Origin of the sequence: Helicobacter pylori, from assembly GCF_014496965.1 — a bacterium.
Taxonomy (GTDB): Bacteria; Campylobacterota; Campylobacteria; order Campylobacterales; family Helicobacteraceae; genus Helicobacter; species Helicobacter pylori_CZ.
In genome coordinates, this window is sequence record NZ_JACTCR010000012.1 from 1 (window position 1) to 15,398 (window position 15,398).

Annotated in this window: 14 protein-coding genes and 2 tRNA genes; 4 read left to right on the top strand and 12 right to left on the bottom strand. The window is 40.4% G+C overall.

Annotation, left to right across the window (positions count from 1 at the left end):
* Positions 1-147 precede the first annotated feature (147 nt).
* The 5 genes from H7O61_RS05220 to H7O61_RS05240 form a co-directional block, all read right to left on the bottom strand.
* Complete coding sequence (locus tag H7O61_RS05220; protein WP_187875346.1) at positions 148-420, bottom strand: HP0892 family type II toxin-antitoxin system mRNA interferase toxin; 273 nt, start codon at positions 418-420, stop codon at positions 148-150.
* A 13-nt stretch (positions 421-433) separates the two neighbouring features.
* Complete coding sequence (locus tag H7O61_RS05225; RefSeq protein WP_187875347.1) at positions 434-721, bottom strand: type II toxin-antitoxin system antitoxin; 288 nt, start codon at positions 719-721, stop codon at positions 434-436.
* A 959-nt stretch (positions 722-1,680) separates the two neighbouring features.
* Positions 1,681-3,903: a Hop family adhesin BabA gene (gene babA / locus H7O61_RS05230; protein WP_187875348.1), complete on the bottom strand. Its 2,223-nt coding sequence runs from the start codon at positions 3,901-3,903 to the stop codon at positions 1,681-1,683.
* Between the two features lie 397 nt (positions 3,904-4,300).
* Positions 4,301-4,377: transfer RNA gene (locus H7O61_RS05235), tRNA-Met, on the bottom strand.
* Positions 4,378-4,397: 20 nt separating this feature from the next.
* Positions 4,398-4,472 (bottom strand) — tRNA-Gln (locus tag H7O61_RS05240).
* An 81-nt stretch (positions 4,473-4,553) separates the two neighbouring features.
* Between H7O61_RS05240 and H7O61_RS07880 the strand changes: the two genes are divergently transcribed.
* Positions 4,554-5,078, top strand: a complete 525-nt coding sequence (locus H7O61_RS07880) for a hypothetical protein (protein ID WP_231623859.1) — start codon at positions 4,554-4,556, stop codon at positions 5,076-5,078.
* A 91-nt stretch (positions 5,079-5,169) separates the two neighbouring features.
* Here the strand turns inward: H7O61_RS07880 and hypD are convergent, their stop codons facing one another.
* The 7 genes from hypD to pta all read right to left on the bottom strand — a co-directional run bounded on the left by hypD (position 5,170) and on the right by pta (position 10,589).
* On the bottom strand, positions 5,170-6,282 hold the full coding sequence (gene hypD, locus H7O61_RS05250) for a hydrogenase formation protein HypD (RefSeq protein ID WP_187875349.1): 1,113 nt from the start codon (positions 6,280-6,282) through the stop codon (positions 5,170-5,172).
* 5 nt (positions 6,283-6,287) lie between these two features.
* Complete coding sequence (locus tag H7O61_RS05255) at positions 6,288-6,521, bottom strand: HypC/HybG/HupF family hydrogenase formation chaperone (protein WP_187875350.1); 234 nt, start codon at positions 6,519-6,521, stop codon at positions 6,288-6,290.
* Complete coding sequence (gene hypB / locus H7O61_RS05260) at positions 6,521-7,249, bottom strand: hydrogenase nickel incorporation protein HypB (RefSeq protein WP_000572574.1); 729 nt, start codon at positions 7,247-7,249, stop codon at positions 6,521-6,523. The genes H7O61_RS05255 and hypB overlap by 1 nt, the downstream gene beginning before the upstream one ends.
* A gap of 111 nt (positions 7,250-7,360) precedes the next feature.
* Positions 7,361-7,489, bottom strand: coding sequence for a hypothetical protein (locus H7O61_RS07980; protein ID WP_000973849.1), 129 nt, complete (start codon positions 7,487-7,489; stop codon positions 7,361-7,363).
* 10 nt (positions 7,490-7,499) lie between these two features.
* Positions 7,500-7,799: a cupin domain-containing protein gene (locus tag H7O61_RS05265; RefSeq protein WP_187875351.1), complete on the bottom strand. Its 300-nt coding sequence runs from the start codon at positions 7,797-7,799 to the stop codon at positions 7,500-7,502.
* A gap of 10 nt (positions 7,800-7,809) precedes the next feature.
* A complete protein-coding gene (locus H7O61_RS05270; protein WP_187875352.1) occupies positions 7,810-9,015 on the bottom strand; it encodes an acetate kinase in 1,206 nt (401 codons plus the stop codon).
* 17 nt (positions 9,016-9,032) lie between these two features.
* Positions 9,033-10,589 carry a phosphate acetyltransferase gene (gene pta / locus H7O61_RS05275; protein WP_187875353.1) on the bottom strand — a complete coding sequence of 519 codons (1,557 nt, stop codon included), beginning with the start codon at positions 10,587-10,589 and terminating at the stop codon, positions 9,033-9,035.
* Positions 10,590-10,857: 268 nt separating this feature from the next.
* Here pta and fliK point away from each other — a divergent pair, with 268 nt between their 5' ends.
* The 3 genes from fliK to H7O61_RS05290 are packed head-to-tail and all read left to right on the top strand — an operon-like array spanning position 10,858 to position 15,346.
* A complete protein-coding gene (gene fliK, locus H7O61_RS05280) occupies positions 10,858-12,432 on the top strand; it encodes a flagellar hook-length control protein FliK (RefSeq protein WP_187875354.1) in 1,575 nt (524 codons plus the stop codon).
* Between the two features lie 50 nt (positions 12,433-12,482).
* Positions 12,483-13,532 (top strand): flagellar hook assembly protein FlgD, encoded by a 1,050-nt coding sequence (gene flgD / locus H7O61_RS05285; RefSeq protein WP_187875355.1) that lies wholly within the window; start codon positions 12,483-12,485, stop codon positions 13,530-13,532.
* Positions 13,529-15,346, top strand: coding sequence for a flagellar hook protein FlgE (locus tag H7O61_RS05290; protein ID WP_187875356.1), 1,818 nt, complete (start codon positions 13,529-13,531; stop codon positions 15,344-15,346). Before flgD ends, H7O61_RS05290 begins: the two co-directional genes overlap by 4 nt.
* Positions 15,347-15,398: the final 52 nt, after the last annotated feature.

Below are 15,398 nucleotides of genomic sequence, written 5' to 3' on the forward strand. Positions count from 1 at the left end.
AGCAAAATACCCATTCTCATCTTTTTCTATGACAGCGTTTATAAGCATGGCACTACCTTTGAGTGAATTTCTTATGATTATACATATAATATATTTTAAACAAAATTAAATTGAAAGTTTAATAATAAGTTCATTATAACAGCCCAGTCAAAACAGCTCGCTATGACTGCCTAGCCTTACTAAAAAAAGAGTGTTTTCTTGTTTTTTAATTTGATAGACAAGCAATAAATCCGGTTTTAGGTGGCATTCCCTAAAGTCTTTTAAGTCGCCTTTGAGTGGGTGATCTCTATACTTGGGAGCTAGGGGTTGCTCTGTGGCTAAATTTCCAACCACTTTATACAAAAGCTTTAAATCAAACCCGTTTTTAACAAGAATTTTAAGATCCTTATCAAATTTTTTACTGGTTTCAATCGTCAGCATTTTTAAATCTTATTTACAAGTTTTCACAATGCTTCTTAAAATCCTCTATGCTTTTAAAACAAAGGCGGTTCTTGGTGTCCTTAGCCCTTGCTAAGATTTCTCGCTCTTCTTCTATGGTGTATCCATTTTCGGTTAAATGGAGCGCTTTAAATTGGAGCGCTTTTTTAACCCTTTGTTTTTGAATTTGGATTTCTTTCAATTTTTCTAACGCTCTTTTTTGCTTAGTCTTGATAGAATTTAAAAAGTTAAAAAGCTGTTTTTGGCTGTATTTTGTGTAATCTTTGTTGGTGGTGTTTGGCATATTTATTCCTTTAAAAATATAAGATCAGTTCATTATAGCGCAAGCGATAGAGCGGTTAAAAAGGCTAGAAAAATCAAAAACTTTGTTTTGTGAAAAAACTTAAATATTAAAAGCGGAGCGAGAAATTAATGAAAAATCAGTAAAAGATTAAAAACTTAAAGATTAAAAACTTAAAGATTAAAAAGCGGATTGGGAAGTTAATGAAAAATTAAAGATCAAAAGATTAAACGATCAAAAGATTAAAAAGCGGATTGAAAAATCAGTGAAAAGATTAAAAGATCTGTTAGTAAAAAATTTTAAAAAAGTTTAAAAGAATAAAAGTTTTGTGAGTGAAAAATAATCGTTTTGACTCTCATTTTGTTGTAAAACTCATTTTATTGAGTTTTATTTTATTTTCTTGAGAATATAGGAAGTATTTTGGAAATAACTATCCCCCTTTTAACCCCACTAAACCCCCCCTAAAGAAGCGCTTTTTTAAGAGATTACCGCTTGAATTAACGCCAAGTTTCCCACTAACTAATATAAAAACGCTAAAAAAGATTTTTTCATCAAACCCCCCCAAAAAGAGGGTTTAAAAACAAAAAGGGTTTAAAAACAAAAAGGGTTTAAAAACAAAAAGGGTTTAAAAACAAAAAGGGTTCAAAAACAAAAAGGGTTCAAAAAAAACCCCCCAAACAAAGAAAGTTCAACAAAGAAAGTTCAACAAAGAAAGTTCAAAAAAGAAAGTTCAAAACAAAGAGAGTTTAAAACAAAGAGAGTTTAAAAAACAAAGAGTTCAAAAACAAAGAATTTAAGAAAGAGAGTTTAAAACAAAGAGAGTTTAAAACAAAGAGAGTTTAAAACAAAGAGAGTTTAAAACAAAGAGAGTTTAAAACAAAGAGTCTAAAACAAAGGGTTTAAAAAAAGAAATCCCTTAGAAAGAAACCCCCAAAAAAGGGAGTTCCACAAAGAGCTAAACATTAATAAGCGAACACGTAATTCAAATACACGCTATAGAGCCTGCGGTATTTGAGTTCAGCCCCCATAAAGGAATAGTAGTTCGTGTTGATGGTGGGGATTTTCACGCCTAGTTCAATGCCATGCTGAGCTGCATGATCGCTGCCTTTTTTCTTAGACCTGGCTAAATTCATCCTCACTCCCATGTTGAATAAGAATTGGAAGTTCGCCACGTTCAGTTTAGCGTTATAGACGTTATTCACGGTGGCTAAATTCACGTATTCAGAATTAAGCCAAGAAGTGCCCGCTAACGCAATGCCTCCAAAAAGCCCCACAGAAAGCTTGTTGTTTTTGCCTAAGAAATTGGTGGCTTTATCGTTGATGAAGTTATAGAGAGCGTCCGCTCCAAAACCATAAGTCCATACATCAGAAGCCGAGTTGAAGAAGCTGGATTTGATGAACGCATGGTTGTAATCAAAAAAGCCGTAATACCTAGCGCCCCACTTTCTTTTTTGGCCAAAGAATTGTTTGTAACCCACCTGAATACCGATCCCATTCATCGCGCCGTTGTTGGTTTGAGAGCTGACGATGCCCAATTTCCTAAAGGGGTTACGGCCTAATTCTTGGTTGATGGTTTGGATTTGGTTGTAAGAGTTTTGGTTAAGGTAGTAGTTGGTTTCTATGCCTTGCGGGCTATAGGGGTTGTTCTTTTTACTCACCGCATTTTGCAAGCTTTGAGCGTTAGGGATACTAGAGAGCGCGGTGGTGATGCTGTTGTAGGTGTTGCCCAATTCATTGTATCTAGATTTGAAATGCACTAGAGTGTCAGCGATGTTTTCTGCTTGCTGTATTTGCTGCTCTTGAGTGCCAAAATGAGCGATGCTGTTGTTTAAATTCGTTATGGTTTGTTCCACATACGCGCAACCGGAAGCGAAAGTTTGAGTGGTAACCGTGCCAGAAGGTGAACCTTGTGTGCCACCAGTGCCAGCTGTTGAGGGGTTGTTGCATGTGGCTAAAAAGTTTTTAACAAAATTTTGAAAAGTCCCGCTAAGATTGTTAGGGTTAATGGTTTGCCCCACTTGATTGGCTAAATCAAGCATTTTGGCTTGCGCGCTAGCGTTAGCGAGCATGCCTTGCGCAAAGCTAGCGTCTGTGAAAGGGTTGAAAGGCTTGCCTCCACTGCCTCCCACTGGAGTTGTTTGTTCATTGGTATTAATGGCGCTCGTTTGATTGACAAGCTCTTGCGCGTCTGTGATCATCTTTTGGATCGCGCTGATTTCGTCTTTAAAAACGCACAAACCCCCTGAAGTCGGATTCATCTGTGGGCCACCATCTTTATTAGTTACTCTAAACCATGGGCATGCGCTGTTGATGGTGTTGATGAGCGTGCTCGCTTGCGCTAAGAGCGCTTGAGCGCTATCAGGCACTCCGTTCAATGCGTTAGTGATTTCGGTGTAGGACACCCTTGATGTATTACCTTGTGCGTTCCAATTAACGACTTTTGAACTGATTATGGTGGTTACTTGTTTGCCGTCTATGGTTTGGGTTGTGGTTATGCTTCCGCCATTTCGTTCGCCATTTTTATCTACTACCGCATCGCAGTTATTATTCCCTTCCCCTGAGCATGTGTAGCTATAGGTTACATTAACCTTCCCGTCGTTTTGTTTGAGCGCGGGTAAGCCTTGTTTTAAAGCCGTTTGGAGGATTTGATAGGCTTCGTTAAGCTTTTTCATGTTATCAATACTCATAACACCCTGAACTCCAATGTTCAGATTGTTATAACCGCAAGTGATGGAAGTGGATCGATACCCTGGCTCGTTGTTGAAGATGGTTGTTGAAGAAGTGCTTTTTTGATCACCATTACCCCCGCATTGCGTAGCATAGCCTAAGACATTCCAAAACCCCACCGCCGCATTGATCGCTAAAAGCACGGCTTGATAGGCTGGGGAATTTTTGGTATCGCCGATCAAGTTCTTGGCACTTGCGCCCAAGTTTTCACGCGCCGAATTGATCGCGCTTGGGTCAGCGGACAATTGGATGAGGGTGTTTAGGGTGCTGTATTTGGTTAAAAGATTGCTCAAGTTTTCATAATTGTCTGAAAGCTGTTGGATGCCTTTGGTGTTGGTTACCATTTGAGCGGCTTCACCGATTTGATAGCCTGCACTCATGTAAAAGCCGTCGTCTTCAGCGCTCAAAGTGGAAACTAAAAGCGAGCCTAAAGCTAATGAAAGGATGTGTTTTTTCATGTTTTTCCTTATTAGATTGGATTTAGTAGATTTCATACATTCAAATAGAATGTATTTGGAGCATTATAACATAAAAGCGTTTTTTTTTTTTTTGTCATTTTTGAAAAATTTTGTGATTTTTTTACTTTTAGCGTTTTTTGTTTCGTTTGGTGGTAAAACGATGGTTAAGCTTTGTTTTAATAAAACCCATTTTCTTTAATGGAACTCATTTTCTTAAGGGGATAGGGGGGTATTTTGCGATAACACCCCCCTTAACCCCCAATTAAATCCCCCTAACCCCCCAAGACCGCTTTTTTAGTAAAGTTATCGCTTGCTTGAGCTCTTTTATTATTTATCTTAAAAATGCTAAAGCATTTTTTAAATTCTATTAAACAAAGTTAAATTTAAAAAAAGGGATTGGTTGCGGAGAATGGATTTGAACCACTGACCTTTGGGTTATGAGCCCAACGAGCTACCGGACTGCTCTACTCCGCGACACGCTAATAAAGGAAAAATGGCTGGGGTGCAAGGATTCGAACCTCGGAATGCCAGGACCAAAACCTGGTGCCTTACCGCTTGGCGACACCCCAACAAACAACATATAACAAAATAAAGAAAGCATTATACAAAAGCTTTTTAAAAAAGTCAAGCTAAAACGCTATAATCCCACTATGGAAAATGGATTTAACCCTCTCATTTATAAACGCTATTTGAAAAAGAAAGAAACCTTTTTGCTGTTTAAAAGAAGCGCTCAAGCGTCTGCGTTTAAAAATTTAAAGCTCCAGCTCAAGCGAAGAGAAGTGATCAATCGTTATGTCGCTGGAATTTTAGGGGATTTAAAGAAAGGGTTTAGATACGCTAAAGTAGAACATCAAATCCTAAAGATCTATTTCACGCACCCGAGTTTCTTGAAAGCCTTTGAAACAGAAAAAGATTATTACACCAAGAATTTAAAAGCCCATTTTTTAGAAACGCAAAAAACCCTAAAAGCCCTAAATTACCCCTTTTATTTTGACACTATCCAAGCGAGCGTGAGAAAAAGGGCGTATCACAAACCGGTTGTCAAAAAAGAAAACCCCCCTAAAAAACCGGTTAGCGTGGATGTCAATTGCGAGGGCTTGAGCGATTTCACTAAAAAGCAATTTTTAAAGCTCAAACGCGCTTGTAACGATAATACGCCGCGCACGCCCCCTTGAGAGCTGACCATGCAACTGCCGATCGGGTTTTGTGGGGTGCAAGTTGTGGCGAATAGCGAGCAGTCTAGGGGCTTAGAGCAATTTTTAAAGCTCAAACGCGCTTGTAACGATAATACGCCGCGCACGCCCCCTCAGAGCTGACCATGCAACTGCCGATCGGGTTTTGTGGGGTGCAAGTTGTGGCGAATAGCGAGCAGTCTAGGGGCTTAGCGATGCCTTTTAAAATCTCCCCGCACTTGCATGCCTTGTTTTCTTTAGAGGTTTTGTGGGTTAAATGTTCTTTAAAGACTTTTTCAGCGTCATAAGAGGCGAATATTTCTTTAAGCTTTAGGGCGGAATATTTGATATTCCCTAAGCCTCTCCATTCAAAATTTTCTCTCACTTCCATGCACGCATTGACTAACTCTTGCGCTTTTGTATTCCCCCCATAGCTTACCGCTCTTTTGTATTGGATTTCTAGCTTGGCTTCTTTGTTTAAGGCTTGTTTAAGAAGCATCAGCACGCTTTCTAATATATCCACCGGCTCAAAACCGCTCACGATAATGGGGAGTTTAAAGCGATCCACTAAAGGAGCATAGATTTGAGCGCCGCTGATCACGCTCACATGGCTAGGGGCTAAAAGGGCGTTAATTTGGCATGCTGGATCTTTTAAAATCGCGCTCACGCTAGGAGGCACTAAAATGTGGTTGATGTGGAAAAAAAGATTTTTTAATTTTTCTTTTTTAGCATTAAGTAAAACGCTCGCCGTCATTGGCGTGGTGGTTTCAAAACCGATCGCAATGTAAATGACTTTTTTATGAGGGTTTTCTTTAGCGATCTCTAAAGCTTGCATGGGCGAATACAAAAAGCGTGCATCTAACCCCTTTTCTCTGGCTTGTATCAAACTCCCATAGCTCCCTGGGACTTTCATCATATCCCCCAAACTCAAAACAATGCTGTCTTTGATAGTGGCGAGTTCATAAGCTTCATCAAGGCGCACTCTTGGCATCACGCACACCGGACACCCTGGCCCATGCACAAACTCTAAATTTTTAGGCATCAAATCTAAAAGCCCGTATTTCATGAGAGAATGCGTATGCCCTCCGCACACTTCCATGATGACTAACTTTTTTGTGAGTTTGGAAGCGAGTTTTTTGATTTCATTAGAGAGCGCTAAAATAGTTTGCTTGTCTCTAAAGGGCGAAATGAGGTGATCAACGCTCATTGTTATTATTGCGTTTCGTTCATTTTGGCGATCATTTCTTGGTAAAGCTCAATGGACTCTAGGGCTTCTTTTTCATCCATCTTACTCATCACATAGCCGATGTGGAGCAACACATAATCGCCCACTTTAACGGACTCGCCCATTAAATCCAAGCTCGCTTCTCTTTGAACGCCTAAAGTTTCTAAAAGCGCCACATTATCGTTAATGGCTATGACTTTAGAGGGGATCGCTAAACACATTAAAACGAATGCGTGGATTGGTAATTTTCACGCTTTTTTTCTAAAAGGAAGTTTTTAAAATCTTCCAAGCTTTTAGGGTCTTTGGAACTCATTAAAAAAATAGGCGCTTCAGGCTTTAATTTTTGCATGTCTTCTTTGACTTGAGAAACCCTAAAATTAAACACTTCAATCATATCCGCTTTACTGATGATCACCGCATCAGCGCACATGAACATCGTAGGGTATTTTAGCACCTTATCATCGCCCTCTGGAACGGAGAGTAAAACGATATTCATCGCCGCTCCTAGATTATAGCTTGAAGGGCAAACTAGATTCCCCACGTTTTCAATGATTAAAAAATCGCTTTTTTCTAACGCTCCCTCATCTTTGAGCAAATCAAACGCCCCTTCAATCATGCTCGCTTCCAAATGGCACGCTTCACCGGTGGTGATCTGATGCGCGCTCACGCCTTTTTTACGCAATCTGTCCGCATCTCTATTGGTTTGCAAATCGCCCTCTACCACGCAAAACTTGAAGTCTTTAAAATCCGCTAAATTTTCTAGCATCGTGGTTTTACCGCTGCCTGGAGAACTCATGAAATTCAACACATACAGCCCTTCTTTCAGGTAGCGTTCTTTCATTTCAGCGGCTTTAATGTCGTTCTTGCTCAAAATCTTTTCTACGATTTTGACATCTTTTTTACTCAAATTAGGGTTATTTTGTAAAGATTCTTTTCGTTGTTCGATCATTGCTTGTTCCTTTCTTTTAAAATTTTCGTATCCTAGCGCGCTTAATTAAACGGCTACCATTAAACGACTTCTTTTATCTTCTTGGCTCATTTTTTAGATCAAAACGCGCTTTTACCCTAACCCCTTATCGCCGCTGTCGTTTTTATCTTTTAACACTAATTTAATGATCCTCCATATGATGATTAATAAAATGATGGTTAAAAGCAAATACCAAACATTGATAAAAACGGCTTTCATCATTTGATTTTCCTTATTTTTTACTCAAAGACAATCTTATAACGCTATTTTCTAAAGCGTCCAAACGATGCGAAACTTGGGCTTCTAGGCTGATTAACGCCCCTTTTGGCATTTCTATTTTTTTATCTCCCACTTCAAAAACGATTTTACCCTCTAAAACCTGCACGCTGATAGCTCCCGGGGCCTTGTGTTTGTCCATGATCGCCCCTTTGGGCATGCAAATGCGGATTTCTTTATTGGAAGAATTTTCACTCAACGCTTCAATGTGGAGCTTTTCAAAATGAACGCCCTCTAAAAAATGAACCATTCTCATTAAACGACCTTTATTTTAATTTTTCTACCATTTCTTTGGCTTGTAAAGCGATTTCTAACTCTTCATCAGTGGGGATTCGTAAAATTTGGATTTTAGTATTAGGCTGGCTTAAATCCACCAACCCACTGCCTGGCTCGTTATTAATGGTTTTATTCAAAACAATGCCTAAATTTTCTAAGCCCTCGCACACGCTCTCTCTTAAAGCCGAGTAGTTTTCCCCTAATCCCCCTGTAAAAATGATCGCATCTACTTTTTTTAAGACTACCATGTAAGCCCCAATATACTTTTTAATGCGATAAACGCACATTTCAAAAGCGAGCTTGGCTTGTTTATCGCCTTTTTCCTTTCTAGCTTCTATGTTTCTGGCGTCATTATCCCCACAAATGCCTTTCAAACCGCTTTCATGATTTAAAATCTTTATCACTTCTTCTAAGCTTTTATTCGCGCATTGCGCGATGTATTCCACCACAGTGGGGTCAATATCCCCACACCTTGTACCCATAATCAAGCCCTCTAATGGGGTTAGCCCCATAGAAGTGTCCACGCTTTTACCCTTTTGAATGGCGGCCGCGCTTGAGCCGTTCCCTAAATGCAAACTGATAGCGTTAAATTCCTCATAAGGGATATTCAAAAACTTCGCCGCTTCTTTAGCCACATAATGGTGTGAAGTCCCATGGAAACCATAGCGGCGGATTTGATACTTTTCATACAATCCATAAGGCAACGCATACATGTAAGCGTAACTGGGCATGCTGGCATGGAATGCGGTGTCAAAAACAGCGATTTGAGGGATATGGGGGTGCGCTTTTTGAACGAACTCAATACCGGCCAAATTCGCCGGGTTGTGCAAGGGGGCTAAAATAGAAAGCTTGCCAATTTCTTGCATGACTAATTCATTGACTAAGACTGGGGCATGGAATTTATCCCCCCCTTGAACCACACGATGCCCTATAGCGTCAATTTGATTAAAATCTTTGATGATCCCCATTTTCGTCAAATTCTCACGAATCATTAAAAGCCCGCTCGCATGATCTTTAATCACAAGCTTTTCTTTAAGCTCTTGATCGTTATGGTGCAAATGCGATTTGATTTTCAACTGCCCTATTTCTTCGCCGATTTTTTCGGCTAAACCGCTCGCTAAGGGCTTGTTTTCTTGCATGTCAAACAATTTAAACTTAATAGACGAACTGCCCAGATTCAAAACTAAAATTTCCATCAATTTCTCCTAGTGAATTAATCTTGCGCTTGAAGGGCGCTAATCAAAACGGTGTTAATAATATCTTCCACTAAAGCGCCCCTACTCAAATCGTTAATGGGCTTATTCAAACCTTGTAAGATAGGCCCTATCGCCACGGCTTTAGCGCTCCGTTGCACCGCTTTATAAGCGATGTTCCCGGCGTTTAAATCCGGGAAAATAAAAACGCTAGCTTGCCCAGCCACTTGGCTGTTAGGCATTTTTTTCTTGGCTACGCCTTTATCTATGGAAGCGTCAAATTGTAAAGGGCCATCAATTTCTAATTGTGGATCTAATTTTTGCACGATTGTTAGGGCTTCTTTGATTTTGTCTATCATTTCGCCTTGAGCAGAATTTCCTGTCGCATAAGAGAGTAAGGCCACTTTAGGCGCGATATTGAATTGCTTGGCGGTTTGCGCGGAAGTGGTAGCGATCTCGGCTAATTCTTTAGGGCTAGGGTTAGGGATAATCGCGCAATCCCCAAAGACTAACACTTGAGTGTCTAAACACATTAAAAACACGCTTGAAACCAGGCTCACGCCGGGCTTAGTCTTAATGATTTGTAAAGCGGGCCTAATGGTCTCAGCCGTGGTGTGATTGACCCCAGAAACCATCGCATGCGCATAGCCTGAATGCACGAGCATGGTCGCAAAATAAGTTTTATCCAACGCTAATCGCTCAGCTTCTTGCTCACTCAAGCCCTTTGATTTTCGCAATTCATACAAGCTTTTAGCGAATTCTTCTCTATAATGAGAAGTGTTGGGATCAATGATTTCTGCATTTTCTAAATTCAAGTTCAAATTTTTCGCTTGGGAGTTAATAGCTTCTTTATCGCCTAATAAAATCAACCCCACCGCACCCATAGCGTTCAAACGATGTGCGGCTTTTAAAATCCTTTCATCTTCGCTCTCTGGTAAAACGACTTTTTTAATCTGCTTTTTAGCCTTTTTTTTCAAACCCATTTGAAAGGCTAAAGGGGTAATAATCTTGCTTTTTATTTGCAACACGCTTTCTATCAGATCCGCTTCTAATGCGCATTGTTGCTTGCAAAGAGACGCGCTTAAAAAATCCGGTTTTTCAAACGTTTCGCCCGCAAATAACCCTAAAGCGAAAGGGGCTTCTTTTTTAATGATATGAGAGCGCATGGCTTTCAAATATTCTAAACTCGTTTGCGCGACAGCCACCACAGGAGCGTTTAAATGCTTGGCTAAAATAGTGTTTAAGTCTAAAAGAGCGTTTAAGAAAAACTTCGGCACATACCCTAAATTAATGACAAAATCATGCGTGGATTGTAATTCATCATAGCGTTTGAGAATCGTTTCAAATAGTAACTCTTCTTGAGTAGCGCTCACAAGCTCTAAAGCCTTTTGTTTGTCTATGGCGCTATGGATCTCTAAAGAGCTTAGACCCTCACACTCCCCAAAGCCCTCGCACCCCCCACTAATGGGCGAAAACAAGGCGATTTTTTGATAGTGCGGTTTTAGCGCTTTTAAAAGACTCTTACAAGCAACCCCTAAAACTTCGGTATCCTCTGGGTAAATCCATAAACTTTGCATGCCAATCTCCCTAAAATCATCGTTTTTATTTAATTGTAGCAAAATTTAATTAAACCCAAACGAAACCATAGTTTTGTAAAAAGGCTTTTGGTATTTTTACAACACTAATATAAAAGAGCTTGACACTAGCTATAAAACAAAATTTTAAAAACCAATTTTTTAAAGATTAAAAATAAGATTTTAGAATATTCAATGAAAACAGAGTTAAGGAACTCTTTTTGCTTGGCTTCCATCATGTAAAATAAAAGAGTTGTTTTAAAGGATAGTCATGCCATCTCCTGTTAATCCCCTTCACACCAACGCAAGCACCAACGCAAACGCTTTAAATAGCGGAGCGAAAAACGAAGACACCAAAAACGCCCCTAAAAGTGCGTCAAAAGATTTCAGTAAGATCTTAAACCAAAAGATCTCTAAAGACAAAACCGCCCCTAAAGAATCGCTAAATCATAGCGCGTTAAAAGCCACGCCAAAAGACGCTAAAGAGAACGCTAAAGCGCTTGAAAAAACCCCTACCCCAAACCACCAACACGCTCAAAATCCCGCTAAAAACCAACAAGCCCCTACCTTAAAAGATTGGCTCAACCACCCCAAAACAACAGCCCCACAAAAGGCTCAACATGAAACCCATGAGACTAATGAAACTAACCCCAAAAACCCTAACGAAACTTTAAACAAGAATGAAAAAAAGCCTAATGAAGCCCTTTCTAACGCCCATCAAACAAACTTGCCTAATAAAAACCCTATAATCCCTAATCGCGCTAACAACGCTAACAAAACCCCCACCACCCCAACCCATAATGCCAAAGAGCCAAAAACCCTTAAAGACATTCAAACGCTCAGCCAAAAACATGACCTGAACGCCAGCAACATTCAAGCGGCCACGACCCCAGAAAATAAAACCCCCTTAAACGCGAGCGATCAGATCGCTTTAAAAACAACGCAAACGCCCACTAACCACACCCTTGCAAAGAACGACGCTAAAAACACCGCTAACCTTTCTAGCGTTTTGCAATCTTTAGAAAAAAAAGAACCGCCAAATAAAGAACACGCAAACCCCCAAAATAGCGAAAAAAAAACGCCCCCTTTAAAGGAAGCTTTACAAATGAACGCCATTAAAAGGGATAAAACGCTTTCTAAAAAAAAGCCAGAAAAAACCCCTATTCACGCTAAAACTCAAACTACAGCCCCAAGCGCGACGCTAGAAAATGCCCCTAAAATCCCTCTTAAAACGCCTCCTTTAATGCCTTTAATAGGAGCTAACCCTCCCCCTAACGATAATATTCCAACGCCCCTAGAAAAAGAAGAAAAAACTAAAGAAGCAAGCGATAATAAAGAAAAAGCTAAAGAATCTAGTAGCAGCGCTCAAAATGCGCAAAACACCCCAGCTAGCGATAAGACAAGCGACAATAAAAGCATCGCCCCTAAAGAGACGATCAAGCATTTCGCCCAACAATTAAAGCAAGAAATCCAAGAATACAAACCCCCCATGAGCAAGATCTCTATGGATTTATTCCCTAAGGAATTGGGCAAGGTTGAAGTAACCATTCAAAAAGTGGGTAAAAACCTTAAAGTGAGCGTGATTTCTCACAACAACAGCTTGCAAACCTTTTTGGACAACCAGCAAGATCTTAAAAACAGCCTGAACGCTTTAGGTTTTGAAGGGGTGGATTTGAGCTTTTCGCAAGATTCTTCTAAAGAGCAACAAGCCCCCAAAGATCAACCAAAAGAGCCATTCAAAGAACAGGAATTAACCCCCTTAAAAGAAAACGCCTTAAAAAGCTACCAAGAGAATACAGACCATGAAAACCAAGAAACGAGCATGCAAATCACTCTTTATGCGTGATTTTAAGCGAGTTTGCTCTATAATAAGACATCTTTAACAAGGAAGAGATCATGGCCATTGATTTAGCAGAAGTTACAGGAGCTAAAGTCGCGCAAGAAAGGAAAAAAGAGCAGCCCACCATCGCTAACGGGTTGGATAAAAACGCTTTCATGAAACTCTTTTTAGAGCAATTGAAAAATCAAGACCCCACCGCTCCTATGGAAACGGATAAAATCATCACCCAAACCGCACAACTCACGCAAGTGGAAATGCAAGAAGAAAACAAAAAAACCATGCAAGAAGTCGCTAGTGCGATGAAATCCAATAAAGAAACTAACGAATCTTTAAAAGACTTTCAAGGCACTTTAAAAGACACCATGGAAAACCTGAATAAAGGCATGGACGATAGCTTGAAGGCTAACAACGCTTTAAGGGAAGTAAGCGCCCTTAATTCTGTGAGCATGATAGGCAAGATCGCTGAAACCGATGTGAGCGGGGCGAATTTTGACGGCAATAACAAGCTTTCTTTTTCGCTCTTTTTTGATGAAAAAATTGACGCTTCTAAAGGAGTGCCGGCGATTCAAATCCTGAATGAAAACAATGAATTAGTCAAAACGATTCCTTTAAAAGATTATAACGGGCAAAAGGGGTATATTAATTTTGAATGGGACGGCACAAACGAAAAGGGCGAAAAAGTCCCTAAAGGCAATTACAAAATCAAGGCTGAATACAATTTGGACTCTCAAAGCAAGCAGTATTTGCAAACGCGCATTGGTAGGGGCGAAGTGGAGAGCGTGATTTTTGATAAAGGCAAGCCCATGCTAAGAATGGGCGAAATGATTTTACCCATAGACAGCGCGATAGAGTTTTACAAACCGGATCAAAAACCGCTTGAACAGAAACCGCTTGAACAGAAACTCTCTGATCAAAAACTCTCTGAACAAAAACCGCAAAAGCCCCTTGATCAAAAACTCTCAGATCAAAAAGCCCTTGAACAGAAAATCTCTGAACAAAAACCGCTTGATCAAAAACTCTCGGATCAAAAACTCTCGGATCAAAAACCCCTTGATCAAAAGCCCCTTGATCAAAAGCCCCAAACCCCCCCTAAAGAGACAGCATGAACGACACCTTATTAAACGCTTATAGCGGGATCAAGACCCACCAGTTTGGTATTGACAGCCTTTCCAATAATATCGCCAATGTCAATACCTTAGGCTATCGCTCCAATGATCCGGAGTTTAAGACCTTGTTTTCTTCGCATTTAGACGCTTTGAACGCCAAATCCGTTGTGGCTAACGACCGAAATTACGGCGTTACAGGCTCAGGCAATGTCCTTTCTAATAAAGACGGCGAATACATGCCAAGTGAGGGGGAATTCCACATGGCGTATCAAGGCAAGGGCTGGTTTGTGATAGGGCCCAATAAAAATGGGGAAATGACCATTAATAAAGACGGCTTTAGCAAAAAACAGGATAATTTCCTCACGCGCGCCGGGAATTTCGCCAGGGACGCCGATGGCTATTTAGTAACCCCTGAGGGCTATTATGTCTATGGTATTGATTTGAAAAAAATCAAAGACGGCACGCTCAATTCCACCGCTAGAGATGAAGACATTGAAAAATTGCATGGCAACACCCTTTCGCCCTTACAAATCCCACAGGATTTGACTTACCAGCCGGTGCTTAGCACGAAAGTGAATATCAGCGTGAATCTAAACCCTAAAGACCATTTAAAAGGCGTGCAAGATTTTTTCTTAAACGACAAGGGCGAGATCATTAAAGAGCGTTTTTTAAACCAGGATATTAACGCTTTGGCGAATGACGATAACGAGCCAATAGACGCGATCACCAATCGTAAATTAAATATCAGTATCCAAAAAGGAGATGGCAAAAAAGAGGATTTTGTTTTCACTTATGGGGACGCTGAAAAAGGCGAAAACCAATTCAAAACTTTAGGCGATTTGCAAAAACTCCTTAAAGAAAAAACCGGGCTAGACTTAAACCTCATCAAAAGCGAAAAAGACGCCAAAAGCCCCCCCCTTTTGTTAGAGATCGCTAATCCTAGCCAAACGCCTATCACCTTTAGCTTGAGTGGGGGCATTGCGGATAAATTGGGCTTGAATGCGAACGGAATGGAACTAAAAAAGGGCATTAGCAGGGATTCAGTAGCGATTAAAATCCCTTATTACAGCACAGAAGTGGATATTTATGACAAAGCCGGGGATAAATACTTGCTCCAAAGCGAATATTACATGACCAACTCCAACGATCCCACATCAAGCCCCACGAGTAAAAGGAAAAACCAAACTTGGGAAGTGAAAAGCTACATCGCAGATCCCAAAAACAAAACCCCTATCAATGATCCTACTTGGGAAATTGTCGGCTTTGATTCAGCCACGCACAAAATGAAATCCGCCCCCATGACTTTGGATTTCAAAGGCAATAAGCTCACCTACTCTTTAGATAAAAGCGAAAACCATGATTCTAGCGATTTGTCTTACCAAGACTCCAAACTCTTAGAAGCGAGCCAAGACGGCAAGCCTAGGGGCATTTTTAGAGACATGCGCATTGAAGAAAATGGCGTGATTTCTTTAGCCTTTAGTAATGGGGTGGTAGAGCCGGTCGCTCGCATCGGTATTTTAGCTTTCACTAACGATCAAGGCTTGAGAAAAATCGGCGGTAACCTCTATGAAATGCAAGAAGGCACCATCAATGGCGAAAACAGACCCCTAAGCGGTAACCCTATTTTAGGGTGGGACGAAGAGGGCAAGCTCAAGTTTGGGAAAATCAGGCATAAATATTTAGAAACGAGCAATGTGAATGCCGGGAACGCCCTAACCAATCTCATTTTAATGCAAAGAGGCTATTCTATGAACGCTAGAGCCTTTGGCGCGGGCGATGACATGATTAAAGAAGCTATTAGTTTGAAAAAATAAGGGGCTAAAATAAGGAGTAAGGAGTATGGTAAAATATCCTTTTTAATAAGGA